Annotated in this window: 25 protein-coding genes and 1 pseudogene; 10 read left to right on the forward strand and 16 right to left on the reverse strand. The window is 62.6% G+C overall.

Annotation, left to right across the window (positions count from 1 at the left end):
• Positions 1 to 5: 5 nt before the first annotated feature.
• A complete protein-coding gene (locus IVA92_RS12900; protein WP_247278249.1) occupies positions 6 to 614 on the forward strand; it encodes a thiamine pyrophosphate-dependent enzyme in 609 nt (202 codons plus the stop codon).
• A gap of 76 nt (positions 615 to 690) precedes the next feature.
• On the forward strand, positions 691 to 1,068 hold the full coding sequence (locus IVA92_RS12905) for a VanZ family protein (RefSeq protein ID WP_247278250.1): 378 nt from the start codon (positions 691 to 693) through the stop codon (positions 1,066 to 1,068).
• Between the two features lie 42 nt (positions 1,069 to 1,110).
• Here IVA92_RS12905 and IVA92_RS12910 read toward each other — a convergent pair whose 3' ends face one another.
• From IVA92_RS12910 to IVA92_RS12955, 10 genes are all read right to left on the reverse strand, one after another.
• Entirely contained in the window at positions 1,111 to 1,494 is a 384-nt protein-coding gene (locus tag IVA92_RS12910; protein WP_247278251.1) for a DUF1236 domain-containing protein, read from the reverse strand.
• Positions 1,495 to 1,607: 113 nt separating this feature from the next.
• Positions 1,608 to 2,495: a 2-hydroxy-3-oxopropionate reductase gene (locus tag IVA92_RS12915; RefSeq protein ID WP_247278252.1), complete on the reverse strand. Its 888-nt coding sequence runs from the start codon at positions 2,493 to 2,495 to the stop codon at positions 1,608 to 1,610.
• Positions 2,496 to 2,726: 231 nt separating this feature from the next.
• Positions 2,727 to 3,512 (reverse strand): hydroxypyruvate isomerase, encoded by a 786-nt coding sequence (gene hyi / locus IVA92_RS12920; protein ID WP_247278253.1) that lies wholly within the window; start codon positions 3,510 to 3,512, stop codon positions 2,727 to 2,729.
• A 13-nt stretch (positions 3,513 to 3,525) separates the two neighbouring features.
• Positions 3,526 to 5,316, reverse strand: a complete 1,791-nt coding sequence (gcl, locus tag IVA92_RS12925; RefSeq protein ID WP_247278254.1) for a glyoxylate carboligase — start codon at positions 5,314 to 5,316, stop codon at positions 3,526 to 3,528.
• Between the two features lie 151 nt (positions 5,317 to 5,467).
• Positions 5,468 to 7,270, reverse strand: coding sequence for an adenine deaminase C-terminal domain-containing protein (locus tag IVA92_RS12930; RefSeq protein WP_247278255.1), 1,803 nt, complete (start codon positions 7,268 to 7,270; stop codon positions 5,468 to 5,470).
• Between the two features lie 124 nt (positions 7,271 to 7,394).
• On the reverse strand, positions 7,395 to 8,864 hold the full coding sequence (locus IVA92_RS12935) for a tripartite tricarboxylate transporter permease (RefSeq protein ID WP_247278274.1): 1,470 nt from the start codon (positions 8,862 to 8,864) through the stop codon (positions 7,395 to 7,397).
• Positions 8,865 to 8,893: 29 nt separating this feature from the next.
• A complete protein-coding gene (locus tag IVA92_RS12940) occupies positions 8,894 to 9,379 on the reverse strand; it encodes a tripartite tricarboxylate transporter TctB family protein (protein ID WP_247278256.1) in 486 nt (161 codons plus the stop codon).
• A complete protein-coding gene (locus IVA92_RS12945; protein WP_247278257.1) occupies positions 9,376 to 10,344 on the reverse strand; it encodes a tripartite tricarboxylate transporter substrate binding protein in 969 nt (322 codons plus the stop codon). The genes IVA92_RS12940 and IVA92_RS12945 overlap by 4 nt, the downstream gene beginning before the upstream one ends.
• 105 nt (positions 10,345 to 10,449) lie before the next feature.
• On the reverse strand, positions 10,450 to 11,292 hold the full coding sequence (locus IVA92_RS12950) for an IclR family transcriptional regulator (protein WP_247278258.1): 843 nt from the start codon (positions 11,290 to 11,292) through the stop codon (positions 10,450 to 10,452).
• Positions 11,293 to 11,454: 162 nt separating this feature from the next.
• Positions 11,455 to 13,584, reverse strand: coding sequence for an acetate--CoA ligase family protein (locus IVA92_RS12955; protein WP_247278259.1), 2,130 nt, complete (start codon positions 13,582 to 13,584; stop codon positions 11,455 to 11,457).
• A 349-nt stretch (positions 13,585 to 13,933) separates the two neighbouring features.
• Between IVA92_RS12955 and IVA92_RS12960 the strand changes: the two genes are divergently transcribed.
• From IVA92_RS12960 to IVA92_RS12975, 4 genes are all read left to right on the forward strand, one after another.
• Positions 13,934 to 14,629, forward strand: a complete 696-nt coding sequence (locus tag IVA92_RS12960; protein ID WP_247278275.1) for a GntR family transcriptional regulator — start codon at positions 13,934 to 13,936, stop codon at positions 14,627 to 14,629.
• A gap of 74 nt (positions 14,630 to 14,703) precedes the next feature.
• Entirely contained in the window at positions 14,704 to 16,437 is a 1,734-nt protein-coding gene (oxc, locus tag IVA92_RS12965) for an oxalyl-CoA decarboxylase (protein WP_247278260.1), read from the forward strand.
• Between the two features lie 149 nt (positions 16,438 to 16,586).
• Positions 16,587 to 17,864 (forward strand): formyl-CoA transferase, encoded by a 1,278-nt coding sequence (frc, locus tag IVA92_RS12970; protein WP_247278261.1) that lies wholly within the window; start codon positions 16,587 to 16,589, stop codon positions 17,862 to 17,864.
• Between the two features lie 609 nt (positions 17,865 to 18,473).
• Positions 18,474 to 18,656 (forward strand): hypothetical protein, encoded by a 183-nt coding sequence (locus IVA92_RS12975; protein WP_247278276.1) that lies wholly within the window; start codon positions 18,474 to 18,476, stop codon positions 18,654 to 18,656.
• 186 nt (positions 18,657 to 18,842) lie between these two features.
• On the opposite strand, the gene IVA92_RS12980 is transcribed toward IVA92_RS12975, so the two are convergent.
• The 3 genes from IVA92_RS12980 to IVA92_RS12990 form a co-directional block, all read right to left on the reverse strand.
• Positions 18,843 to 19,067: a hypothetical protein gene (locus IVA92_RS12980; RefSeq protein ID WP_247278277.1), complete on the reverse strand. Its 225-nt coding sequence runs from the start codon at positions 19,065 to 19,067 to the stop codon at positions 18,843 to 18,845.
• A gap of 49 nt (positions 19,068 to 19,116) precedes the next feature.
• Positions 19,117 to 19,359 carry a transcriptional regulator gene (locus tag IVA92_RS12985; protein WP_247278262.1) on the reverse strand — a complete coding sequence of 81 codons (243 nt, stop codon included), beginning with the start codon at positions 19,357 to 19,359 and terminating at the stop codon, positions 19,117 to 19,119.
• 97 nt (positions 19,360 to 19,456) lie between these two features.
• A complete protein-coding gene (locus IVA92_RS12990) occupies positions 19,457 to 19,666 on the reverse strand; it encodes a cold-shock protein (RefSeq protein WP_007593324.1) in 210 nt (69 codons plus the stop codon).
• Between IVA92_RS12990 and IVA92_RS12995 the strand changes: the two genes are divergently transcribed.
• Positions 19,665 to 19,886 carry a hypothetical protein gene (locus IVA92_RS12995; RefSeq protein ID WP_247278263.1) on the forward strand — a complete coding sequence of 74 codons (222 nt, stop codon included), beginning with the start codon at positions 19,665 to 19,667 and terminating at the stop codon, positions 19,884 to 19,886. The two genes, IVA92_RS12990 and IVA92_RS12995, sit on opposite strands and share 2 nt — an antisense overlap.
• Before the next feature lie 405 nt (positions 19,887 to 20,291).
• On the opposite strand, the gene IVA92_RS13000 is transcribed toward IVA92_RS12995, so the two are convergent.
• Positions 20,292 to 21,845: a winged helix-turn-helix domain-containing tetratricopeptide repeat protein gene (locus IVA92_RS13000; RefSeq protein WP_247278264.1), complete on the reverse strand. Its 1,554-nt coding sequence runs from the start codon at positions 21,843 to 21,845 to the stop codon at positions 20,292 to 20,294.
• 299 nt (positions 21,846 to 22,144) lie between these two features.
• Between IVA92_RS13000 and IVA92_RS13005 the strand changes: the two genes are divergently transcribed.
• On the forward strand, positions 22,145 to 22,390 hold the full coding sequence (locus IVA92_RS13005) for a hypothetical protein (RefSeq protein WP_247278265.1): 246 nt from the start codon (positions 22,145 to 22,147) through the stop codon (positions 22,388 to 22,390).
• A 151-nt stretch (positions 22,391 to 22,541) separates the two neighbouring features.
• Here the strand turns inward: IVA92_RS13005 and IVA92_RS13010 are convergent, their stop codons facing one another.
• Together IVA92_RS13010 and IVA92_RS13015 are read right to left on the reverse strand one after the other, a co-directional pair.
• Positions 22,542 to 22,904 (reverse strand): hypothetical protein, encoded by a 363-nt coding sequence (locus tag IVA92_RS13010; RefSeq protein WP_247278266.1) that lies wholly within the window; start codon positions 22,902 to 22,904, stop codon positions 22,542 to 22,544.
• A 26-nt stretch (positions 22,905 to 22,930) separates the two neighbouring features.
• Positions 22,931 to 23,626: a hypothetical protein gene (locus IVA92_RS13015; RefSeq protein WP_247278267.1), complete on the reverse strand. Its 696-nt coding sequence runs from the start codon at positions 23,624 to 23,626 to the stop codon at positions 22,931 to 22,933.
• 159 nt (positions 23,627 to 23,785) lie between these two features.
• On the opposite strand from IVA92_RS13015, the gene IVA92_RS13020 reads away from it, so the two are divergent.
• Positions 23,786 to 25,354, forward strand: a complete 1,569-nt coding sequence (locus tag IVA92_RS13020; RefSeq protein ID WP_247278268.1) for a winged helix-turn-helix domain-containing protein — start codon at positions 23,786 to 23,788, stop codon at positions 25,352 to 25,354.
• 168 nt (positions 25,355 to 25,522) lie between these two features.
• Positions 25,523 to 25,753, forward strand: a pseudogene (locus tag IVA92_RS13025) (transposase); the annotation flags it as partial.
• Positions 25,754 to 25,945: the final 192 nt, after the last annotated feature.

The following is a 25,945-nucleotide window of genomic DNA, read 5'->3' on the forward strand; positions in this document are numbered from 1 at the left end:
ACCAAATGAGCTCAAATCTGAGTGCGCGCAACACCAAGGTGATGAACCGTTTCGACGTGACCTCGCGCCTGATCGCGAAGCTCAAGCACGAAGAAGCCGTGATCGGCGGCATCGGCAACACCAATTTCGATCTCTGGGCTGCCGGCCACCGCCCGCAGAACTTCTACATGCTGGGCAGCATGGGCCTTGCCTTCCCCATCGCGCTCGGGGTGGCGCTGGCGCAGCCCGACCGCCGCGTCTTCGCGCTTGAAGGCGACGGCTCGCTGCTGATGCAACTCGGCGCGCTCTCGACGATTGCGGCCCTGAAGCCGAAGAACCTTACGATGATCGTGATGGACAATGGCATCTACCAGATTACCGGCGCACAACCGACACCGGCCGCGCACGTCGCCGACATCGTCGCCATCGCCATCGGCTCCGGCCTCGCCAACAGCGCCTGGGCCGCGGACGAGGAGGATTTCCAGCGGCTGGTCGAGGACGCGATGACCGCTGCCGAGCCGAGCCTGATCGCCGTCCGGATCGACGACAAGCCTGGCGTCGGCACCACTCGCCGCGATCCCGTACAGATCCGGGAACGATTCATGCACGGCCTTGGCGTGCGCGAACCACTTTAACATTTCGTCATTAACTACACGTCGATCTGATAGCGGGACTATACGGCCGGTTGCAAATCTGTGCTAAGCGAGCCGCATGTCCATTTTGGTTCGTTCCTTTGCCTGGCTGCTGGCAGCCGCCGTCACATTCGCAACTCTCGGTCCACCGGGCCTGCGGCCCCATTCCGATTTCGGCCAGGACGGCGAACATGCGCTCGCCTTTGTCCTGGTGGGACTGGCCTTTGGTCTCGCCTATCGGCAGCGGCGCCTGCTGACCGCAACGGCCGCGATCGTGCTGATCGGCGTGCTCGAATTGATGCAATTTTGGGCACCCGGCCGCCATGCGCGGCTGGAGGATTTTCTGGTGGACGCGCTCACGGCCTGCCTCGGCTTTGCGCTCGCGGCCGCCGCCGATTGGGCCATGACCCGGCTTCGCACCAATTCGGTCCTGACGAGCGAAGGCCCCGCGGAGTGATGCTCCGCAGGGCCCGGTTTGTCAGCGGCTAGGTTGCGCAGATCAGTCGATGATCTTGACGACCCGGCGCGTGCGCGGCTCGACGATCACGCGGCGATCGTTCACGACCGCATAGCGATACTCCGTGTAGTTCGGCACCGGACGCAGCACCACGGTCGGCGGCAACGGCTCGCCAACCACGACGCGCTCCCGGATCACCACTGACTCATCGCGCGGAAGTCCGCCTAGAATCGCATTCGGAATTTCCAAACCGGCGCCAACGGCCGCACCGACGGTGCCGCCGACCATCGCGCCGACCGGGCCGCCGATGTCGCCGCCCGCGCGCGCGCCGTCCGCCGCGCCCTGGGCGGTCGTCGACTGAGCAAAGGCTGCACTCGACGCCAGCAGCGAGGCGGCAGCCAACGAAATCGCAAGACGGGTTTTCATGTCCTTATGTCTCCAGTGATTGTCATGCGCCTTCAACCGCGGGGCCGGAGCATTGTTCCGGTTCCGCGGCGGCGAAAGACGCTTCAAGGCTGGAAACTGTTACCTCGTAACACTTACGCTGGGGCGATTTCGTGCCCCGCCATCAGTTCCAGTGCACGTACGATCGCGGAATGATCCCAGCCCTTGCCGCCATGAGCGGTGCAAGATGAGAACAATTGCTGCGCCACAGCCGTGCTCGGCAGCGAGAGGCCGAGCGTACGCGCGCCTTCGAGCGCGAGGTTGAGATCCTTCTGGTGCAGCTCGATGCGGAAGCCCGGATCGAAATTGCGCTTCACCATGCGCTCGCCATGGACTTCGAGAATCCGCGAGGATGCAAAGCCGCCCATCAGCGCCTGCCGCACCAGCGCAGGGTCGGCGCCGGCCTTCGACGCAAACAACAGCGCCTCGCTCACCGCCTCAATCGTCAGCGCAACGATGATCTGGTTGGCGACTTTCGTCGTTTGCCCGTCGCCATTGGCCCCGACCCTGGTGACGTTCTTGCCCATCTTGTCGAACACCGGCTTCATGCTGTTGAAGGCGCGCTCGGGCCCGCCGACCATGATGGTGAGGCTCGCCGCCTTGGCGCCGACCTCGCCTCCGGACACTGGCGCGTCGAGATAATCGGCGCCGAGTGCCTCGATCTTCTTGGCAAACTCCTTCGTCGCGAGCGGCGAGATCGAGCTCATGTCGACCACGATCTTGCCCTTGGAGATGCCGCTCGCCACACCGTTCTTGCCGAACAACACGGCTTCCACATGCGGCGTATCCGGCACCATGATGATGACCGCGCCCGCCTCCTCCGCGACCTGCTTGCTGGACTTGCAGGCGACGCCGCCGGCGGCGATCAGATCGGGCGCGACCGGTGCGACGTCATGCAGGAGAACCCGATAGCCGGCCGCCAGGAGATGGCCGGCCATTGGCCGTCCCATGGTGCCAAGTCCGATGAACCCGATATTGGTCATGTCTCTAACTTTCTCTCAGTTGCATAAGCGGAATTCATCCGCGTGCTCGGCGCAACCTCTCCCGCTTGCGGGAGAGGTCGGCGCGGAGCGCCGGGTGAAGGGCTTTATCCCCTTGAGGATTTTCTCGGTGCACCTCAACAGTCCCAACGCGGAAACACCCTCTCCCCAACCCTCTCCCGCAAGCGGGAGAGGGAGCGCACTGTCATCGCTGCCGCATCTGGTCCCCGACGCTCACGTCTCAAACGTCTGCGCCGCGTGCCATGAGAGTCCTTCCAGCGTCGTGGTGCGCGGCTTGTATTCGCAGCCGATCCAGCCTCGATAGCCGATCGCGTCGAGGTGGCGGAACAGGAAGGGATAGTTGATCTCGCCGGTGCCGGGCTCATGGCGCCCGGGATTGTCGGCAAGCTGGATGTGCGCGATCTGGGGAAGGTATTCCTGCATGGTGCGGGCGAGATCGCCCTCCATGATCTGCATGTGATAGATGTCGTACTGGATGAACAGGTTGTTCGATCGTACCTCTGAGATCAGCTGCACCGCCTGCTCGGTCCCGTTGAGATGGAAGCCGGGAATGTCGAGCGTGTTGATCGGCTCGATCAGCAGCTTGATGTTCTCCCGCGCCAGCGTCGAGGCGGCAAAGCGCAGATTGCCCACCAGCGTCTCGTTGAGCTCGCGCCGGTCGGCATCGGCAGGCGCGATGCCGACGAGGCAGTTGAGCTGCTCGCAATCGAGCGCCTTGGCGTAGTCGATGGCCCGGAATACGCCGTCGCGAAATTCGGCGGTGCGATCGGGCAGGATCGCGATGCCGCGCTCACCCGCTGCCCAGTTGCCGGCCGGCAGGTTGTGCAGCACCTGCGTCAGGCCGTGGGCCTCGAGCTGCTCGCGCAGCTGCGCCTTATCGAAATCGTAGGGAAAGAGATATTCAACCCCGGAAAATCCCGCCGCCTTCGCAGCGGCGAAGCGGTCGAGGAACGGCATCTCGTTGAAGAGCATGGTGAGGTTGGCGGCGAATTTCGGCATGATGCTGTCCTCCCTATTCGGCCGGCTGAAGCACGCCGGGCCGCGCCGCGTCGACCTCGTCAAGTGGCAGGTCCAGCACCTCCTCGAACTCGACGATGTTGTCGATCTCCGTGCCCATGGCGATGTTCGTGACGCGTTCGAGGATGAACTCCACCACGACGGGCACGCGGTGCTTGGCCATCAATTCGCGCGCCGTCGCGAACGCCGCTTGCGTGTCCTTCGGGTCGGTGACGCGGATCGCCTTGCAGCCGAGACCTTCGGCGACGGCGACATGGTCGACGCCGTAGACGCCGATCTCGGGCGCGTTGATGTTCTCGAAGGAGAGCTGAACGTGATAGTCCATGTCGAAGCCGCGCTGGGCCTGCCGGATCAGGCCGAGATAGGAATTGTTCACGACGACGTGGATGTAGGGCAGATTGAACTGCGCCCCGACCGCAAGCTCCTCGATCAAGAACTGGAAGTCGTAGTCGCCTGACAGCGCGACGATCTCTCGCTCCGGACACGCTGCGCGCACGCCGAGTGCGGCGGGCAGCGTCCAGCCGAGCGGCCCGGCCTGCCCTGCATTGATCCAGTTGCGCGGCTTGTAGACGCCGAGGAATTGCGCGCCGGCGATCTGCGACAGGCCGATCACGGTGACATAAGTGGTATCGCGGCCGAACGCCTTGTTCATCTCTTCATAGACGCGTTGCGGCTTGATCGGCACGTTGTCGAAATGGCTCTTGCGCTGCATCGTTCTCTTGCGATCGCGGCAGGATGCGGGCCACGCCTGGCGCTCGCGGAGCCTGCCTGAACGGCGCCACTCCCTGGCGACGGTGACGAACAATTCGAGGGCGGCCTTCGCGTCCGAGACGATGCCGAGATCGGGATTGAACACGCGCCCGATCTGGGTCGGCTCGATGTCCACGTGAACGAATTTACGACCCTTGGTGTAGGTCTCGACCGAGCCGGTGTGACGATTGGCCCAGCGGTTGCCGATGCCGAGCACGAAATCCGACTCCAGCAGCGTCGCGTTGCCATAGCGGTGGCTGGTTTGAAGCCCGACCATCCCGGCCATCAGCACGTGATCGTCGGGAATCGCGCCCCACCCCATGAGCGTCGGCACGACAGGCACGTTCGCGATTTCGGCGAATTCGACCAGCAGATCCGAGGCATCGGCGTTGATGATGCCGCCGCCGGCGACGATCAACGGCCGCTCGGCGGCATTGAGCATCTCCAGCGCCTTCTCGACCTGCTTGCGCGACGCAGCCGGCTTGTAGACCGGCAGCGGCTCGTAGGTCTCGTCGTCGAACTCGATCTCGGCAAGCTGCACGTCGAGGGGCATGTCGATCAGCACCGGACCCGGCCTTCCCGAGCGCATCACGTGAAACGCCTGGCTGAACACGCGCGGCACCAGCGCCGGCTCGCGCACCGTCACCGCCCATTTGGTCACGGGCTTTGCGATCGACTCGATATCGACGGCCTGAAAGTCCTCCTTGTAGAGCCGCGCCCGGGGCGCCTGTCCGGTGATGCAGAGGATCGGAATGGAATCGGCGATCGCTGAATACAGCCCGGTGATCATGTCGGTGCCGGCCGGTCCCGAAGTGCCGATGCAGACGCCGATATTGCCCGCCTTGGCCCGCGTGTACCCTTCCGCCATGTGCGAAGCGCCCTCGACATGGCGCGCAAGGATGTGGCGGATCGAGCCGCGCTTCTTCAACGCCGAGTAAAGCGGATTGATCGCTGCCCCGGGAACCCCGAAGGCGGTGGAGATGCCTTCCTTCTCCAGAATTCGGACGGCTGCATCGACGGCTCGCATCTTCGCCATATCGGACCTCGCTTGGTTGCGTCAGCGAGCGAGATCATCCGGCGTGCAAGATGCGATCTCAACGAGATCGATTTTATTTTCCACGATGCGGCAGCCGCGGAAAAATAGCGGCAGGCTCAATCGGTTAGATCGAGATGCACGTGAAAGGAGATCACTCGAACAGCGGCGCCAGCTCCATCTGCGGCACGAGAACGATACCCTTGTCGGTGATACGAATTTCCGGAATGACCGATAGCGGAATCAAATTGAAGCCCATGTAGGGGATGGTGCAGCCGGCCTCCGCCCATTCTTTCTTGAGCTCCTTGACCTCTTCGGCCACCTCGGTGACGCGCTTGTCAGAGAGCAAGCCTGCGATCGGCAGCGGAACCAATGCCCTCACCTTGCCATCAGCCACCACACAGACGCCGCCCTGACGCTCCCTGATCGCCGATATCGCCACCTGCATGTCGCCCTCGTTGGTCCCGGCGACGATGATGTTGTGGCTGTCGTGGCCGACGCTGGAGGCCACCGCACCGCGCTTCAAGCCAAAATCCTTCAACAGGCCGTACGCGACGTTGCCCGCGGACTTGCCGTGGCGCTCGACCACCGTGACGAAGCACAGGCCGTAGCGAGCAAACAGCTCCGGCCAGTCATTGGCGGGCTCGACCCTGACCTTCTCGTGAATCAGCGTAATGCCCGGCAGCGCAGTCTTGATGGCATTGACGGTGCAAGCCTTTGCCGGCAGTTCCGGCGTCAGCTTGACCTTCTTGGGCAACTTCACGGTGGCATAAGCGGCCTTCGGATATTGATAGCGCTGTGACAGCGCCTGATCGAGCCTGGAGGTGATCTTGCCGTGCTCGACCACGAGCTCGCCGCCATACCAGGTGCATTGCGGCTTGAGATTGTCATCCATCAGCACGAGATCGGCGCGGCGGCCGCCGCCGAGCCCACCGATATCGCTCTCCATGCCGAAGCGGGTGGCACCATGCAGCGAGCCCATCGACCAAGCCTGCTCCGGCGACATCCCCGCCTTCACGGCTTCCCGTACCACCCAGTCGAGACCGAACAGCAGCAGATCGTCGGCATCCCGGTCGTCGGTGCACACGGCCGTGCGCTTGTGCGACGCCCCGAGCTCGGTGATGGTGCGGATCGCCTGCGGCAGCGAGTGCCAGGGCGTCGTCGGCGGACCACCGCGCAGGAACACCCACACGCCGGCGTCGAGCAGGTCGTCGGCGATGTCGCGGTCGATCGCCTCGTGCGTGTCGGTGACGCCGCTCGCCGCATAGGCCGCGACGAATTCGCGGCCATAGACATGGCCGGACACCGGGCGCCCGCGCTTCAACGCAGCGGCAAGGATCGCATGGCTGCGCTCGTCGCCCATCGTCACCGGGACAAAATCCATCTTCTCGCCGAGCGCCACCGCTTCGGGCCAGCGGTCGAACAGGGCCGCGATCTTGTCCGGTGTGAGGTCGCCGCCCGCGGTTTCCAGCTCCGCGGACGTTGCCGGCACGGTGCTCGGCACCGTCAGGAAGATCGAGAGCGGCGCCTCGCGCGCATCCTCGAGCATCGCCTCGATGCCGGCGACGTCCATGACGTTGCCGATCTCGTGGCTGTCGCAGAAGATCGTGGTGGTGCCGTTGAGCAGCGCGGCCTCCGCGTAGGCGCAGGCCGTCACCATCGAGGATTCGATATGGATGTGCGGATCGACGAGGCCTGGCGCGATGATGCCGCCGGCCGCGTCGTAGCTCGTGACGTCGCTCCACGCCTTCCTGGCTGTTCCGGCCGGCTTCACCGCCGCGATGCGGCCGCCGGTGATCCAGACCTCGCGGCTCGCGTGGACGCGCTCCGAATAGGTCGAGAGCACCCGCGCGCCGGTGATGACCAGATCCGGCGCGGCGCGTGCGGATGCGACGTCGGCGAGGCACCGCGTCATGCTGTGCAGCGGCGCGACGGCAAAACGAGTGAGCTTGGTCATGGGGGCTCTCGCGTGGGAATGGACAGCCCAGTGATGGTTGCCCCCGATGGCGGCAGGGGCAACTCAAATAATGCGGCACCCATGCTTACGCATTGGGCAGACGGGCCCCGCCTTCTAAGCTCCGCTAGTCCTCGTTCGCCTTGAAACGCCCGAGCCCCTTCAGCACGAAGGGCGCCAGCAGCGCGATCAGCGCGATGCCGAGCAGGGTCGCCGAGATCGGGCTCTGCAGCAGCGTCATGGGATCGCCGAGGCTGATCGCGAGCGCCCTGCGCAATTGGCTTTCGGCGATCGGGCCGAGGATCAGGCCGACGACCACGGGCGCGATCGGAAAATCGAACCGGCGCATCAGGAAGCCCAGCACGCCGAAGCCGGCCAGCATCGACAACTCGACCACCGACGGCTTTGCGGCGATGGTGCCCATGGTTGCGAACACGAGGATGCCGGCATAGAGCCAGGGCTGCGGGATCGCGAGCAGCCGCACCCACAGGCCGACCAGCGGCAGATTGAGCACCAGCAGCATCGCATTGGCGATGAAAAGACTGGCGATAAGGCCCCACACCAGGTCGGGCCGTTCGGCGAACAGCAGCGGTCCCGGGTTGAGGCCGTATTGCTGGAAACCTGCGAGCATCATCGCGGCCGTCGCCGAGGTCGGCAGCCCGAGCGTGAGCAGCGGCACCAGCGTGCCGGCGGCGGAGGCATTGTTGGCGGCTTCCGGTCCCGCGACGCCTTCGATCGCGCCCTTGCCGAACTCTTCCGGATGTTTCGTCAGCCGCTTCTCGGTCGAATAGGACAGGAAGGTCGGAATCTCCGCACCGCCCGCAGGCAACGCGCCGATCGGGAAGCCGAACATGGTGCCGCGGAGCCACGGCTTCCACGACCGCTTCCAGTCCTCTGTCGTCATCCACAACGAGCCATGCACCGGCTCGAGCTTCTCCTCGGTGTGGTGGCGGCGCGATGCGACGTAGAGCGCCTCGCCCACCGCGAACAGACCGACCGCAAGCGTCGTCACCTCGACGCCGTCGAGCAGCTCGGGGATGCCGAACGCAAGCCGCGCCTGGCCGGTCAGCTTGTCGATGCCGATAAGACCGAGCGTCAGGCCGATGAACAGGCTGGTCAGGCCGCGGATCGGGGAATCGCCGAAGGTCGCCGACACCGTGACAAAGGCGACGCACATCAGCGCGAAATAATCCTCCGGGCCAAAGCGCACGGCGAAATCGACCAGCCACGGCGCGAGGAATGCCAGACCGATCGTGGCGATGGTGCCGGCGACGAAGGAGCCGATTGCGGAGGTCGCAAGCGCCGGCCCGCCGCGGCCGGCCTTGGCCATCTTGTTGCCTTCGAGCGCGGTCGCCATCGAGGCGCTCTCGCCGGGCGTGTTGATGAGGATCGCGGTGGTCGAGCCGCCATACATGCCGCCGTAGTAAATGCCGGCGAACATGATCAGCGAGCCGCCGGGATCGAGCTTGTAGGTGACCGGCAAGAGCAGTGCGACCGTGAGCGCCGGGCCGATACCGGGCAGCACGCCAACGGCGGTGCCGAGGAACACGCCAATCAGCGCATAGAGCAGATTCATCGGCTGGATGGCGACTGCCATGCCATGCGCCAGCGCGGCAAAAGTGTCGATCACAGCAGTCGCTCCAGAGGGCCAGCCGGAAGGCTCAGCGTCAGCAGCCGATCAAATGCGAGATAGATGAGCGTCGACATCACGAGGGCGATAATGGAATCGGCAAGGATGGCACGGCGTCCGAACGCGGCTGACGTCGTGACGAACAGTGCCGACGTCGCCAGGATGAATCCGCCACCGAAGCCAATGATGGCGATCAGCAGCGCAAGGCCGACGAGGATCAGAACCACGGGGACAGGATCGGCACTTTCGCGCGCCGGCAGATTGCCACGTAGCGCGTCGATGAAATTGCCGATCGCCAGCAGCGCAAGCCCGGAGGCGACCACGACGGGCATCGCTTCGGGCCCCATCCCGTACATCCCGGTGGACGGCAGGCCGCGTGCGTCCCAGACCAGCACCGCGGCGAGACCTGCGAGCAGTGCGGCGATGACCAGACCGGCACGATCGACGCGCCGCCGCGAGTGGGCCGGATCGACTGAGGTCATGACTTGACCAGGCCGACCGATTTCAGCACGTCGGTGACGCGCGCCGTCTCCTTTTTCAGGAAGTCGGCGAACGCGTCGCCGCCGAGATAGGCATCCTCCCAGCCCTTCTGCTTGAGGATCTCCTTCCAGGCGTCCGATTTCACCATCTTCTCGACCGCATCGCTCAAAGTCTTGCGCTGCTCCGGCGTGATGCCGGGAGGTGCGACCACCGAACGCCAGTTGGCGATCACGAGGTCGATGCCCTGCTCCTTGAAGGTCGGGATGTCGCTGCCCGCGATGCGCTTCTCCGAGGTTACGCCGATCGCACGCAGCTTGCCGGACTTGATCTGCCCTTCATATTCACTCAGCCCCGAAATGCCCGCAGTGACCTTGCCGCCGAGAATCGCCGCCAGCGACTCGCCGCCCCCGGAGAATGGGATGTAATTGATCTTCTTCGCGTCGGCCCCGACGGCGCCGGCGAACAGCGCCGCCATCACGTGGTCGACGCCGCCGGCCGAGCCGCCGGCGAAGGTCACCTTGGCGATATCGGCCTTCACCGCGGCGGCGAGATCCTGCGCATTCTTGATCGGCGAATTGGCGGGCACCACGATCACCTGGATTTCCTCGGTGAGGCGCGCGATCGGCGTCACCTGCTCGAGCGTGACGGGCGACTTGTTCATGGCGAGGGCGCCCACCATGACGAAGCCGTTGACCATCATCTGGTTGCCGTCGCCCTTGGCCCCGTTGACGAACTGGGCGATGCCGACGCTACCGCCGGCGCCGGGAACGTTGGTGACCTGCACGCTGCGCGCGACGCCCGAGGCCACCAGCGCCTGCTGCATCGAGCGCGCAGTCTGGTCCCAGCCGCCGCCCGGCGCCGCCGGCGCCATCAGCTTGAGCTCGAGCTGCTGGGCAAAAGCCGGATTGGCTGCCGCGAGGATCAACGCGACGGCTGCGCCGATAACGCGCGCGGGAAATTGAAACATGGGGGCATCTCCAGGCTCATGCGGACGTTTGCCGCATTGTGTCGTTTGGTCGCATATCAGCCAAAACGGCCGATGCTGTCCAGTGACATCACCCCGGGGTCCTGGTTAGCGAGGCATCGGGATGACCCCGCCGAGCGCTGCCGTCAGTTCGGCGGCGACATCTCGCACGATTTGTCCGATTTCCGGCAACCTCTGGTCGGTCAGCCGGCTGGTCATGCCGGAGACCGAAATCGCCGCGAGCGGCTCGGCGCAGTCATTGTAGACGACCGCGGCGACACAGCGCAGACCCATGCAGGCCTCTTCATCGTCGAGCGCGTAGCCCTGCTTGCGGATCTTTTCGAGCTCTTTGAACAGGTCGCTCGGCCGCACGATTGACTTTTCGGTCAGGCGGGGCATGCCGTGGTGGCGGATGACGGCGCCGACGTCCTCGTCGGAATAGGTCGCGAGCACCGCCTTGCCGACACCGGAAGTCACCATGGGGACACGGCCTCCGACCTGGGTCAGCGATCGCATGATCTCGCGGCTCTCCATGCGGGTTAGGACGATGATGAACTCGTCGTCGACGACGGCGAGATTGGCGGTCTCGCGGGTGAGATCGCGCAGCTTGCGCAAGTAAGGGATCGCCTGCGTGGAGAAATTGCGCCGCCGCGCGAAGCTCGCGCCGACTGTGAAGCTGCGCACGCCGACATGCCATTTGGATTCGGCGCGGTCGAACTGCACGAAGCGTCGGCTTTCCAGCGTCGCCAGCAGGCGGTGCACGGTGGAGGCCGACAGGCCGGTGCGGACGGCGAGATCGCTGAGGCGATAGCCTTCATCGTCCTCGGCGAGGGTCTCAAGGATCGATAGTGCGCGGTCGACGGACTGCACGCCGCCGTCGCGCACCTCGTGGTCGGCCTCTGCGGTCGACCTGGGCTCGAGCGATTTGCGCCGGATCACGTTCTTGCTCATCGCGACCTGCCGCTCATGCGTCCCACATTCCGGGATGGTGCGCCGGGACTGCGCGCAGCGCGGGCCTGGCGTACCAGACCCGGAACCTCGAGATCCCGGGTCTGACCCTCCGGGCCGCGCTTGCGCGGTCCCGTCGCGTCGCCCCGGGATGACAGATAACGCTTAGAGCAGCCCTGCCCCGCGCGCCCATTTGTACTTGGCGCCCAGCACCTCGACCGGCAGCTCGGTCGAATAGGCGTAGGCCGGGATGCCGTTCTGGTAGAGATATTCGGCGGCTTCCTCGACCTCGACGTCGCCGGCGAGCGAGGCGACCATCGGCTTCACGAAACCCTTGGCCTCCATCTCCTTCTTCACCTCGACCATGTTGCGGGCGAACACCATCGGCGGGGTGACGATGGTGTGCCAGTAGCCGAGGATCAGCGCATGGATGCGCTCATCCGACAGGCCGAGCTTGACCGTGTTGACGTAGGTGATCGGCGGCTCGCCGCCGGTGATATCCACAGGGTTTCCGGCCGCGCCGAACGGCGGGATGAACTTGCGGAACGCCGCATCGAGGTCCGGCGGCATCGACATCAGCGACAGTCCGTTGTCGACGCAGGAGTCCGACAGCAGCACGCCCGAGCCGCCGGCACCGGTGATGATCAGTACGTTCTCGCCCTTCGGCGTCGGCAGCACGGGTACGCCGCGGGCGAATTCGAGCAACTGGCGCAGGGACCGCGCGCGGATCACGCCGGATTGCTTGAACACGTCCTCGTAGATCCGGTCGTTACCGGCGAGCGCGCCGGTGTGCGAGGACGCCGCCTTCGCGCCTGCCGAGGTGCGGCCGGCCTTGAGCACGACGACCGGCTTCTTCTTGGAGACGCGTTTTGCCGCTTCCGCGAAGGCGCGGCCGTCCTTGAGGTCTTCGCAGTGCTGCGCGATCAAATTGGTGTTCGGATCCTGCTCGAAGAAGGCGAGCAGATCGTCCTCGTCGATGTCCGACTTGTTGCCGAGGCCGACGATCGCCGACACGCCCATCTTGGCCGAGCGAGAGAAGCCGATGATGGCCATGCCGATGCCGCCCGACTGCGACGACAGCGCCGCGTGACCCTTGACGTCATAAGCCGTGCAGAAGGTCGCGCAGAGATTGGCCGGGGTATAGTAGAAGCCGTAGATGTTCGGCCCCATCAGGCGAATGTCGTACTTCTTGCCGACCTCGACGATCTCGGCCTGGAGCTCGGGCGCGCCGGCCTCCGCAAAGCCCGACGGGATCAGCACCGCGCCCGGGATTTTCTTCTCTCCGCATTCGGTCAGCGCCGCCGCCACGAACTTCGCGGGGATCGCGAACACCGCGACGTCGATCACGCCGGGCACGTCCTTGACGCTCTTATAGGCTTTGTAGCCCAGGATCTCGGCAGCCTTGGGATGGATCGGATAGATCTCACCCTTGTAGCCGCCGTTGATGAGATTCTTCATCACGGAGTTGCCGATCTTGCCGTCTTCGGCGGAGGCGCCGACCACCGCGACCGCCTTCGGCTGCATGATGCGGTTCATCGCCGCGACGATCTCTTCGGTCGGGCGCGGCTTCGGCTTGGGAACGTAGGCGAAGTCGACGACGATACGGACGTCGGCGGCGGTTGCGCCCTTCGCCGTCGCGAACACCGGGTTGAGGTCGAGCTCGACGATCTCAGGGAAGTCGGTGACGAGCTGCGAGACCTTGACGATGACGTCGGCGAGCGCCGTGCGGTTCACCGGCTCGCCGCCGCGCACGCCCTTTAGGATCTCATGCGCCTGGATGCCGTCGAGCATCGAGAGCGCGTCTTCCTTGGTCGCAGGTGCGAGGCGGAAGGTGATGTCCTTCAAGACTTCGACCAGCACGCCGCCGAGGCCGAAGGCGACCAGCTTGCCGAACGAACCGTCGGTGATCGAGCCGACGATGACTTCGGTGCCGCCGGCCAGCGTCTGCTGCACCTGGATGCCCTCGATCTTGGCATCGGACTTGTATTTCTTGGCGTTGGAAAGAATGGTCTCGTAGGCCTTTTCGGCTTCCTCGGCCGTCTTGAGGCCGACGATGACGCCGCCGGCTTCGGTCTTGTGGAGAATGTCCGGCGAGACGATCTTCATCACGACGGGGAAGCCCATTGCGGACGCCATCTTGCCGGCTTCGCCCGCCGACTTGGCCACGTCCTCCTTCGGCACCGGAATGCCGTAGGCGTCACAGACCAGCTTGCCTTCCGGCGCCGTCAGGCTGGTGCGGTTGTCCGCCTTGACCTGGTCAAGCACCTTGCGGACGGCATCTTTGGAATTGGACATGTGGCTTCTCCCTTGACCTTAGTTCGTTCTTTGCAAAGCGCGCGCGTGGTTAGCGGCTGCCGGTGATGCGTGCCATTCGCCGCGCTCTGTTCCAGGGCGGAACGGAGTGGCATAAGCCCAAGACTACTCCGCCGGCTTGGATCAAAAATGGCTGGCGATGGCATTTGGTATGCCAGAAGCCAACTTGTCAAGCCAGTGCACCCCTTAGAACGCCGCAAAAAATCGCCGGCTTGACATTCTGGCATGTGGTATGCCAAAAACTTTCCCGTTAATATTCCTGTAAAAGACGACTCCCACCTGGAGGAGATTCGTCGTGTCACTACGGAAACCAACCAAGGCGTTGCCGAATATGGCCGAGGCAGACATCGCAATCGTTCGCATTGCCCCGGAGAGCAGCTTCAAGAACAAGGCGTATGACGCCTTGAAGGAAGCCATCCTCAAGATGGACATCTACTCGACGCCCGAGCCGGTGATGCTCGACGAGCGCGCGCTGTCCGAACGGCTGGGCGTCAGCCGCACGCCGATCCGCGAAGCGATCGCGATGCTCGAGCAGGACGGATTCGTGAAGACGGTGCCGCGCCGCGGCATCATGGTGGTGCGCAGGACCAAGACCGAGATCGTCGACATGATCCGCGCCTGGGCAGCGCTGGAAAGCATGGCCGCCCGCCTCATCACCACCACCGCGCGCAAGAAGGACATCACGGCGCTGCGCGACTTCTTCAAGGACTTTGGCAAGGACCGCCTGCCCGAGGATCATGTCGAGGAATATTCGCGCGCCAACATCGCCTTCCACCAGGCGCTGATCTCGCTGTCGGAATCACCCGTGCTGGTCGATCTCACCAACGACCTGCTGCTGCACGTGCGCGGCTATCGCCAGTTGACCATCGGACGCAAGGACCGCACCGCGACGTCGCTGCCCGAGCATCTCGGCATCATCGAAGCGCTGGAAGCGCGCGACACCGAGCTCGCCGAGAAGCGCGCCCGCGACCACACCCTTGGCCTTGCCGCTTACGTCGAAGCGCACGGCCAGGAACTATTCACGTAGCTCTTTACCTAGCAAACGTTCACCAGAAGGGCGAAGCACTCGCCCCACTACGAGAGATCAGGGAGACAAGGCCCATGCTGAACACCGCGACCAAGTCCGAAGCACCGGGCACCGAGCAGGAACTGACGGATGGCTTCCATCTCGTCATCGACGCGCTCAAGCTGAACGGCATCAACACCATCTATAATGTGCCGGGTATCCCGATCACGGATTTGGGCCGCATGGCGCAGGCCGCCGGTATTCGCGTGATCTCCTTCCGTCACGAGCAGAACGCCGGCTACGCCGCAGGCATCGCCGGCTATCTTACCAAGAAGCCCGGCGTGTGCCTCACGGTCTCCGCGCCCGGCTTCCTCAACGGTCTCACTGCGCTCGCGCATGCCACCACCAATTGCTATCCGATGATCCTGATCTCGGGCTCCTCCGAGCGCGAGATCGTCGACCTCCAGCAGGGCGACTACGAGGAAATGGACCAGCTCGCGATCGCAAAGCCGCTGTGCAAGGCGGCCTACCGCGTGCTGCACGCCCAGGACATCGGCATCGGCTTTGCCCGCGCCATCCGCGCCGCAGTCTCCGGCCGTCCCGGCGGTGTCTATCTCGATCTGCCGGCAAAGCTGTTCGGCCAGGTGATGAACGCCGATGCCGGCCAGAAGTCGCTGGTCAAGGTGATTGACGCTGCACCCGCACAGATCCCCTCGCCCGCTTCGGTGAAGCGCGCGCTCGATGTGCTCAAGAGCGCCAAGCGCCCGCTCATCATCCTCGGCAAGGGCGCGGCCTACGCGCAGGCCGATGAGGAGATCAAGAGCTTCGTCGAGAAGAGCGGCGTGCCGTTCCTGCCGATGAGCATGGCCAAGGGCCTCCTCCCCGACACGCATCCGCAATGCGCCGGCGCCGCCCGTTCGACGGTGCTGAAAGAGTCCGACGTCGTCATGCTGATCGGCGCGCGGCTGAACTGGCTGCTGTCGCACGGCAAGGGCAAGAGCTGGGGCGAAGCGCCGAAGAAGTTCATCCAGGTCGACATCGAGCCGAAGGAGATGGATTCCAACGTCGAGATCGTCGCGCCCGTGGTCGGCGACATCGGCTCGGTCGTCTCCGCCTTCAACCAGGCGATGGGCTCAAGCTGGACCGCCCCGCCCGCCGAATGGACCAAGGCGATTACGTCCAAGCGCGAGGAGAACGTCGCCAAGATGGCGCCGAAGCTCATGAACAACAAGTCGCCGATGGATTATCACGGCGCACTCGGCGTGCTGAAGAACGTGATCAAGGAGCACCCCGAGGCGATCCTCGTCAATGAAGGCGCCAACACGCTCGACCTCGCGCGCGGCGTCATCGACATGTATCGCCCGCGCAAGCGTCTCGACGTCGGCACCTGGGGCGTGATGGGCATCGGCATGGGCCAGGCGATCGCGGCCGCACTCGAGACCGGTCACCCCGTACTCGCAGTGGAAGGCGACAGCGCGTTCGGCTTCTCCGGCATGGAGGTCGAGACCATCTGCCGCTACAATCTTCCGATCTGCGTCGTCATCTTCAACAATGACGGCATCTATCGCGGCACCGACGTCAACGGCGCCAACTCCGATCCCGCGACGACGGTGTTCGTCAAGGGCGCTCGCTACGACAAGATGATGGAAGCTTTCGGCGGCGTCGGCGTGAATGCCACCTCGCCCGACGAGCTCAAGCGCGCAGTCAATGAGGCGATGGAGTCCGGCAAGCCGACGCTCATCAACGCGGTGATCGATCCGGCCGCGGGGTCGGAGAGCGGCCGCATCGGCAACCTCAATCCGCAGAGTGTTCTGCAGAAGAAGAAGTAACTCCGGGTCATTCCCCGCGCAGGCGGGGAATCCAGTATTCGCCGGACCATCCATTGTGGCGAGCACTGAGCCCAACCGAAACGATCGCGAATACTGGATGCCCGCCTTCGCGGGCATGACGGAAACAGAGTGGTAACAGGAGCAACACGATGACCAAAGCGCTCGAGGGCGTTCGCATTCTCGACTTCACCCACGTCCAGTCCGGACCGACCTGCACGCAGCTGCTCGCCTGGTTCGGCGCCGACGTGATCAAGGTGGAGCGTCCGGGCGTGGGTGATATCACCCGCGGCCAGCTACAGGACATCCCGAACGTGGACAGCCTGTATTTCACCATGCTCAATCACAACAAGCGCTCGATCACGCTCGACACCAAGAACCCCAAGGGCAAGGAAGTCCTGACCGAGCTGATCAAGAAGTGCGACGTGCTGGTGGAAAACTTCGGCCCCGGCGTGCTCGATCGCATGGGCTTCCCCTGGGAGAAGATCCAGCAGATCAACCCCAAGATGATCGTCGCCTCGATCAAGGGCTTTGGCCCTGGCCCGTACGAAGACTGCAAGGTCTATGAGAACGTCGCGCAGTGCACCGGGGGCGCCGCCTCCACCACCGGCTTCCGCGACGGCCTGCCGCTCGTCACCGGCGCACAGATCGGCGATTCCGGCACCGGCCTGCATCTGGCGCTCGGCATCGTCACCGCGCTCTATCAGCGCACCCACACCGGCAAGGGCCAGCGCGTCACCGCAGCGATGCAGGACGGCGTGCTCAACCTCTGCCGCGTCAAGCTGCGCGATCAGCAGCGCCTCGCCCACGGCCCGCTCAAGGAATACAGCCAGTTCGGCGAAGGCATTCCGTTCGGCGACGCCGTGCCGCGCGCCGGCAACGATTCCGGCGGCGGCCAGCCCGGCCGCATCCTGAAGTGCAAGGGCTGGGAGACCGATCCCAACGCCTACATCTACTTCATCACGCAAGCCCCGGTCTGGGAGAAGATCTGCGACGTGATCGGCGAGCCGACCTGGAAGACCGATCCGAACTACGCCAAGCCGGCTGCCCGCCTACCGCGCCTCAACGAGATCTTCGCCCGCATCGAGCAGTGGACGATGACCAAGACCAAGTTCGAGGCGATGGAAATCCTCAACAAGGACGACATTCCCTGCGGCCCGATCCTGTCGATGAAGGAAATCGCCGAGGATCAGTCGCTGCGCGCGACCGGCACCGTGGTCGAGGTCGATCACCCCACCCGCGGCAAATACATCTCGGTCGGCAACCCGATCAAGCTGTCGGATAGCCCGGCGGAAGTGACCCGCTCGCCCTTGCTCGGCGAGCACACCGACGAGATCCTGCGCTCGGTGCTCGGCTTCAGCGACCACCAGGTCGCCGATATCCACAAGTCCGGCGCACTCGATCCGCCGCAGAAGCAGGCCGCGGAGTAAGCGGAAAGCAGTTCGCCGCGAGACAAAGGGCCGCCCGTCGAGGCGGCCCTTTTTGCATGAGAATGCCTGCCGTCACGGGGCATCAACGTAAAAAGTCGAAAAACAACCCCATGCACAGTAGCTAACTCCTCGGTCGAAAAGGGATTGCTGATTTTGCGAAACTTTCTTTGACCCGTCGGGCAAAACAGGAGTATTATGCCATGGTCCAAAGCTACGGAGGCAAGCTCGGCTAAGAGCTTGCACCCTTCACCCGCCCTTCGCCCTCGTCTGAAACCAAACTGCGAGTGTCCAGGACGACTTCGCCGAGCAGTTGCAGCGTCTTGGCTTTGAATCCGCGGAATGTTCGGCCAAACCAACGTTGAATTCAGATTGGTCATCGAGGAACCGATACGGTGACCCACGGTTATTATCCTGACCGGTGCGCTCTCAGAAGTGCGGGCGCGCCTCCTTCACGGCGAGTGACTGAGCGCCTCGCAAGAGATCTGTTCAACGCTGAAGACTTGGCCGCCTTTCTCGTCCGGAGGGTGTCTATCCTTGTCAGCGTGGGCGCCGGAGGCGTGGCATTCAGCTATCGTCCGGACCACGCTCGTTGATCAAATCGAGGTCGAAATGTTGAAAGATCAATCCTCTGATCGCGCCAAGCGCGAAGCCAACAAGGCGTTCAAGCCTGTCAAAGCCCAAAAGCCGATGAATGACTATGCGAAGGACCAGCAATCCTTCAACGAGAATCGCGAGCGATTGAAAGCGGAGCGATTGGCCCGCGAGGCCAAGCCCAAGAGCCACTCCGAATAGCAGCGTTGTGGACCAGTTCCGGATCGCACTGGGCGAGCTGCATCGAAATGGACGCCCGACGCCGGCCTAGAGCAAGATCCGGACCCGAAGCGCCGCGTTAGCGCGAGTGTGAAGCGGCTTTCCGAAAAGATCACGGTCAAACAATGACCTAGGCACGATGGCGTTTCATCCCGATCTCATCGCACTTTAGAGCATCGAGAGCACGACGACCCCGTCCTCGAGCTCCCCCGAAGCGAGCCGCGTTCGCGCGATGCGCTCGAATTCCGTCCGGTATTTCTGAAGATAGCTGAAGGCCTGCTTCTGCGTCTGAAACGTGGTGGCCAGTCGGCACATCTGCCGGCCCGCGCCGAGCGCGAGAAAGAAAGTGATGGTGCCACCGCCGTCCGATTTAATTCTAGGCACGACCCGCATCCTTTGCATGTGACCGGCCCTCCGGATGCCGTCGGCAGTATGGAGCCGACTATCGCCGCAGCTTCTTGTTGCGCTTGGCCGTTACAGGCGCCGGCAACGATGCTTGAAGGGTTGCGTCGGCGACTTCCTTGGCTTCGCGCAGCTCTCGAAGCCGCGCCATGTTCTTGCGAACGTCCACGGCCTGCTTTTCGGCGTCCGCCATGGCGCGCGCGCCTTCTTCAGCGGCCAAACGCTGGCGATTGGAGCGTGCGACGGCTTCAGGCGACGGTTCAGCCGATCTCTTGGCGCTCATTGTTCACCTGCTCGACAACGGACAAAACCCGCTCAATCGGGGGATCGAGCGGGTAGCGTGGCCGTTTCAGTACATCCTTGAAACGGCGCCAGGGCCTTTATGCCAGCGAGAGATTTTCTGCGCTGACCTTGCCCCGCATCTTGTCGGTCTTGAGCTCGAAGTTGACCTTTTGGCCCTCAGCGAGACCCGCAAGACCAGCCCGCTCGACCGCGCTGATGTGAACGAACACATCATTGCCGCCGTCGTTAGGCTGAATGAATCCAAAGCCCTTTTGGCCGTTGAACCACTTCACAGTACCTGTCGTCATGTTCTTCTCCAAAGCGCACACGCGCACATTCCGCGTGAACGTCACGCAGAAAGAATTCATTTCGTCGATGTCTCTGGAAAAGGAGCCCGCAGGCGCATTCAACAAGGCACAGCGGCTGAACGAACAGCCTCAACATATACCTCATCATCATCAATTGCAAGGCTTGGCGGAATTTAATGCGCGCATGAGATCGGCGGACGTTTTCGGCTTTGAAGATTGACGCCGTACGGTGTCCGCGGCGAAGTGAGCTACGCCATTCGCAAGCGTCGATCTGACGCTAGCAGGCTCAATTGGCCGAGAGTGTCAACGGATGGCCGCTATCGAACGCCCACCGCGCGCTGCCGGCAAGCTGTTCACCGAAGAACTTCACCACGTCTGCCTCTCCCGCGGCCTGCGCTGGCGAACCGAGACAAACGAGAACGACGGTGACAGCCCAAAGCGTGCGCAAAGGAAGCCCTAGGGTGCGTACTCATAAAATCTGCTGCTAAGAGTAGGCGCGCGTGATGTCCGCTGTCCTCCAACAGCGGCACGAAAGCGGACGTTGTCGGACTTCCGAGAATGGCAACTCCGGACTCATGCGCTGCAGAAGAGTACCGACATTTGATCGCCTTGTGGACATTGGAAGTTATTCGGGCAACCCCGCTTTGCGAAAGCCCTCAATCATCAGCTTCGCGGTTTTTGATAGCTGGCTCCTGTCGATCCACGCCGAAATCGTGAAACCAGGATCGATCTCAAGCATGCGAGCCACCGCCTCACGGGCCTCGGCGTCGCGTCCGAGATAGGCGAAAGCGGATATGAGGCAGCGATATGGTCCTGGATAGTAGGGGTTGAGACGTAAGGCTTTCTTCGCTGCAATGATGACCTCGTCAAAGCGACGAAGCTCGATAAGGGCAAACCCTATCCCGGTCAGCGCTATGAATGCTTGCGGGTCTACCGGGCTCATTCGCATGGAGTGTTCAAAGCTCCGGATCGCTTCCTCTGGCTGCCCCGCAATCTTATAGACCCAGCCTCTGCGGTGCCATGCGTAGTATGAATTCGGGTTGAGCTTGACCGCCCGGTCGGACATCTCGATCTCGCTCTCGCAATCGCCGACAAGGAGCGCCGAAATCAAGGCAACACCCGCTAACGTGTCGGGATCACCATCGTCGAGGCTCAATGCCAGGCGCATGAGCCGAACGGCTTCCATGCGTTCGAATTGAGGATCGATGGCATAATTCCTGACCACGTTCTCCGAATGACAGGCACCTGCCAGAGCGGCGGCACCAGCAAATCCGGGATCAAGTTCCAAGGCGCGCTTGACCAGTCGGAGCCCCTCGGCCAACCCTTCGCGGGTCGATGGGACCGTTTGCTGTATGGCCCGGAGATAGAGATCATACGCGGTGAGGTCTTCCGGTCGTCGCCGCGATGCCAGTGCAAGTTCGGCTTGAAACAACTTTGGCCGAATGGCTGAGACGACGGCGAGCGTGATGTCGTCCTGCAGCGCGAAAATGTCCGTCATGTCGCGCTCGAACCTGTCCGCCCAGATGTGGGTACCTGTAGCTGCTTCAATCAACCGGCCCGTTATGCGAACTTTCCCCGAGGCCTTGCGAACCTCACCCTCCAGGACATAACGCACGCCAAGCCGGCGCCCGACGTCCTTAATGTCGACCGCCTTGCCCTTGAAGGTGAAACTTGAATTGCGCGCGATCACGAACAACCCTTTGAACCGCGAAAGCGCGGTCGTGATCTCACCAACCATCCCGTCAGCGAAGTACTCTTGCTCGGGATCGCCAGACATGTTCGCGAACGGCAGCACGGCAATGGAGGGCCTGTCGGGTACTGCAGGAGCACTCACGGGCGAATCGACCGGATCTGGGCTCGCAACATCTTGCACCTCCCGCACCTGTCCCACGAAACGGAATCCCTTGCGCGGAAGCGTCCTGATGAGGCGCTGCTCCTCGCCAGTATCGCCGATGGCAGCGCGGGCAGCATTGAGGCGGGTCGTCAGCGCGGCATCGGACACAACGCGGCCGTGCCAGATGGCGCCGATGAGATCGTCCTTGCTGACGACGCGCTCCCGGTTCCGGATCAGGTATTCGAGCAAATCGAACACCTGTGGTGTAATGGAAACGACAGTTGCTCCGCGATGCAACTCGCGCCAGTCAGTGTCGAATACGTACTCTGCAAAGAGATAGCGCAAAATGCGAATCCCGTTGGATGAAGGCTCCCATGACGGGGTAGCGTTCTGGCCTCACCGGAAATCGCGAGAATAAGCCGCCGGTACGGAAAATGTAAGCTGCCGGTTAAGCGTCCGCGCCAATCCCGCGGCACTCTCCGGTCGGTGCAAAAACACCGTCCTGGAGACGCCGCAATGACCCGACGCATGGCACTACATGGCTGGAATGGACATCCGAATCGACCCGGCATGTCACCGGCTTCATCTGGAAATATTGGGCTGCCGTTCAGGAGCGCCGCAAGGGCCAAAAACTGCGCGCCACCTTGTCCAACTTGAGCGACACGGAGCTGATGGATATCGGCACCACGCGCGGCGAGATCGACTACGTCGCCTCGCACCAAGGTATTGACCCTCGAGGCATCCGATCCGGTGAATGGCTGCGATATCTGCCAACCGGGACGGCCAGATTGGGCCTACCGACTTCCGATAGGAGTCACGTGCGCCGTATTGCTGCGCCTGAAGTCCTTTCTGATCTTCCTCAGACACCACATTGGAACTGGTCGCGGTAAGGTCCAGAAGGGGCCATTTCCGGATGTAAGCACCGCAACAACAAAGAGACGAAGCCTCTTGCTTTAACGAAACTGCGCAACGGATCCCACTGGTGGACCAGACCATCGATCTTGGATCATGCGCGGGGTTCACTAGACGGTGAACGAGGTATCACGTCATGCTGCCCGGAATGAAACAGCGGACACGAGGATGTCCATCGATGTAGTGCTTCCAGACCATGGTCCGTCCGGCAAGATTTGGTTGCTTGATGACAGCGCCGTCTGGCACGAGCACCCATTCGTCGTCGATGCGAACGCGATATTGTCCGTGATCGGACTTCCAGTTCGGTTCGGAGACCACGTAGGCGTCGGAGTCCTCACAGCACTTCCCGAATTCGCTTTGCAGACTCTCGAACCAGGGCTTCAACGGGGAATTCGCATAGCGGCCGTCATCTCGCGCAAATGTCGCGGTCGACACCAGCAGCATGAGGCAAATTTGAGCTGCCAAGCGCTTCATCGCTCTGATCGCCAGCATTTCGTCACCTCGGCCATCTCGGAAAATCAGTTTCGATTCAGCGCAGCTGGCGTAATGGGCAAGGAGCGCAGGAATACGAAGCGGGAGGTCACTGGTATTTCCGCGTCGGCGCGACCATCCTGGCCGATGAGAATGAGACCAGCTCCCCCATTTGCGACGGTCAGGATGACCTCTTCACCAGTCCACGTCCGGATCGGGTTCATCCCGATGACGAGAAACTCACCTACGGGCTGGTCCAGATATTGAAGCCTGAGCTGCGGAGCGATTTCGGCCGGTGCAAGCTCGAAGCCCAGTTGCTGCGCGAGTTCGTAGATTTGCCGCAATGGCACCGTCTCACCTCTGAAGCCCAGATCGGCCGCGGTCACTGTCAGAAGTGTTACCGCCCTTCTGGTACCGCTGAGCGTAAACGCAGGTCGGGCAAGAGCCTCCGCAGCCGAGTTACCGACGCCGCAACCAATCGCACTCAGCGCGGTCAGGAGAGAAAACGTATCCGGGAACGTCCCGATACTGATTGTTTTCCATTCGGCAACATCCGAAACGGACGTTACTGGACCCATGCGTGTCGGGGCAACGGGCGCCGCCTTGAGCACTAACTGCCTCTGCAACACATCGCGCGCCGAGCACTGAGCGTGAGCGCGGTTCGCAGAGGCGAGAGCGCATACGACGCAGATCAAGAGCCTCGCTGCAGTGGCAGCCCAAGTCAGTGCAGCCGTCCGCTTCATGGCATCCTCCCTCGTGACGCGAAATTCGCAAGCAGTTCATACTGTTGCCGCGCACGAGGATGCGCCAAGGTCATGAGAAGCGCTTTACAGGCGCCTTCCATTCTTCTTACCGTCTGCTTACATATCAGCTCCGCTGGGGTGCGATCGTACCGCAGGAGGATGCAATTGCTTTACTCCTTTTCGGATTTCACGCTGGATACGGAGCGACGCGAGCTGCGGCAAGGAGCCGAGATAATCTCTGTCGCGCCACAGGTATTCGATCTTCTGAACTATTTGATCCGGAACAGGGAACGCGTTGTCAGTAAGGACGAGCTCATCGCCGGCGTTTGGAATGGTCGCATCGTCTCGGATGCCGCTCTGACGACGCGCATCAATGGTGCGAGGTGTGCAATCGGCGACACTGGCGAGAAACAGGACCTCATCAAGACGCTCCCGCGCAAAGGTTTCCGTTTCGTGGGTGCAGTGCAGGAAGCCGGGAGCTCCGCAATAGAGACGGTTGGCTCAGTCGAGCGAACCGGCGACACGCCGCCGCGCCTATCCATCGTCGTGCTACCCTTCACGAACCTTAGCGCTGATCGTGAGCAGGACTATTTCGTGGATGGTGTAACCGAGAGTTTGACCACAGACTTGTCGCGCATCGCCGCTTCATTTGTAATCGCACGGAACAGCGCCGTCTCATACAAGGGTAGAGCAGTCGATGTACGGCAAGTCGGCCGCGAATTGAACGTTCGTTACGTGCTCGAAGGTTCAGTGCAACGCAGCGGCAAGCGGCTTCGCATGAACGTGCAGTTGATTGATGCTATCAGCGGCCAGCATCTTTGGGCCGAGCGCTTCGAGAAGGCTGTCGTTGACCTGTTCGACATGCAGGACGAAATCGTATCCAGGCTTGCCAATACGTTGGGTAGCCGGCTCATCGAGGCTGAGGCGCAACGAGCCGAACGTACGCTGAGTCCCGATGCAATGGACTTATACTTCCAGGGCCGGGCCTGGCTGATGACGGGGTTTAGCCTTGAATGCTTAACGCGAGCGCGGAGCTTCTTCGAACGCTCTCTAGCGTGCGACCCCGGCAACGTCGAAGCAATGATTGGCCTGGCAAATGTTGATACGGCAGTTGGAGCCAGCTTTACGACGGATGATGGGCCTGCGCGGTTTGAAGTGGCCGAGGCGATGGTGAATAAGGCATTGTCGATCAGGCCGAACCACACTTCAGCCCACTTGGCTCAGGGTCGGGTCCAGATCTTTACGAACCGGGCCGCCCAAGCCATCCGTGAATTCGAGCATGCGTTGGCGCTGGATTCGAACAGGGCCAACGCTCATGCTGCCCTTGGTTTTGCCAAATTCTATATGGGGCGCGCTGCCGAGACCGAAGGCCACATATTCGAGGCTTTACGTCTCTCCCCTCGCGACGTTGAGGCCTACCAATGGGCGTGTTTTGTAGGCGTGGCCAAGCTACAGCTGGGTTCGGACGTCGAAGCGGTCAGTTGGCTACGACGAAGCACTGAGGCGAACCGCAACTTTCCTCTCGCTCATTTGGCGCTCGCCGCTGCGTTAGGCCTGACCGGCGCCCTCGATGAGGCGCGAACTGCTGCAAGAACGGGACTTGCGCTCAACTCAGGTTTCACCATCCGTCGCTTCCGCACTGCTCAACCAAGCGACAATCCGACTTTTCTTGCTGGGCTGGAGCGCGCGTGTGAAGGCTTCCGCCTCGCTGGCGTGCCGGAAGGGTGATGGACGTTTCCGGTCAAAAACCGACTTTAGCGCGTTCCTGCGCTACGTCGGCTTCGGGTCATGAACGACAAAAAGTGAGCATAATAGGTCCGCTTTCGGGTGCATAGCGACCAGTTGAGCCTGCCAGCCGAGCCATGATTCAAGCCATCCATCGGAAGGGGTCGAATCATGCGCTACGAACTCACGGACTATGAGTGGTTTGCCATTAAGCCGATGCTGCCGAATAAGTCGCGCGGCGTGCCACGAGTGAATGACCGTCGTGTCCTCAATGGCATCTTCTGGGTCTTGCGATCCGGGGCACCGTGGCGCGACCTGCCGGAAAGCTTCGGTCCGTACACGACCTGCTACAATCGGTTCGTTCGCTGGCGACGGGCGCGCGCGTGGTCCAAGCTCATTGAGCGTACTGGCTGGTGCCCATGATGCTGCCGTGCAGCGATCTGGGGCTTTGCCGCGCTTGCTTCGGACCTTGCCGGCAGCCTTCCAAGCCTAATCGGTCGTCCGTGAAGAACCCTGAATTCAGGCTGGATTGATTTGGGGTCGGGCGAAGAGGATGGCCAGGATTTGCCACAACGAGAGCCTGAGCCAGCAGAT

Origin of the sequence: Bradyrhizobium sp. 154 (assembly GCF_023073875.1) — a bacterium.
In the GTDB taxonomy this organism is placed as follows: domain Bacteria; phylum Pseudomonadota; class Alphaproteobacteria; order Rhizobiales; family Xanthobacteraceae; genus Bradyrhizobium.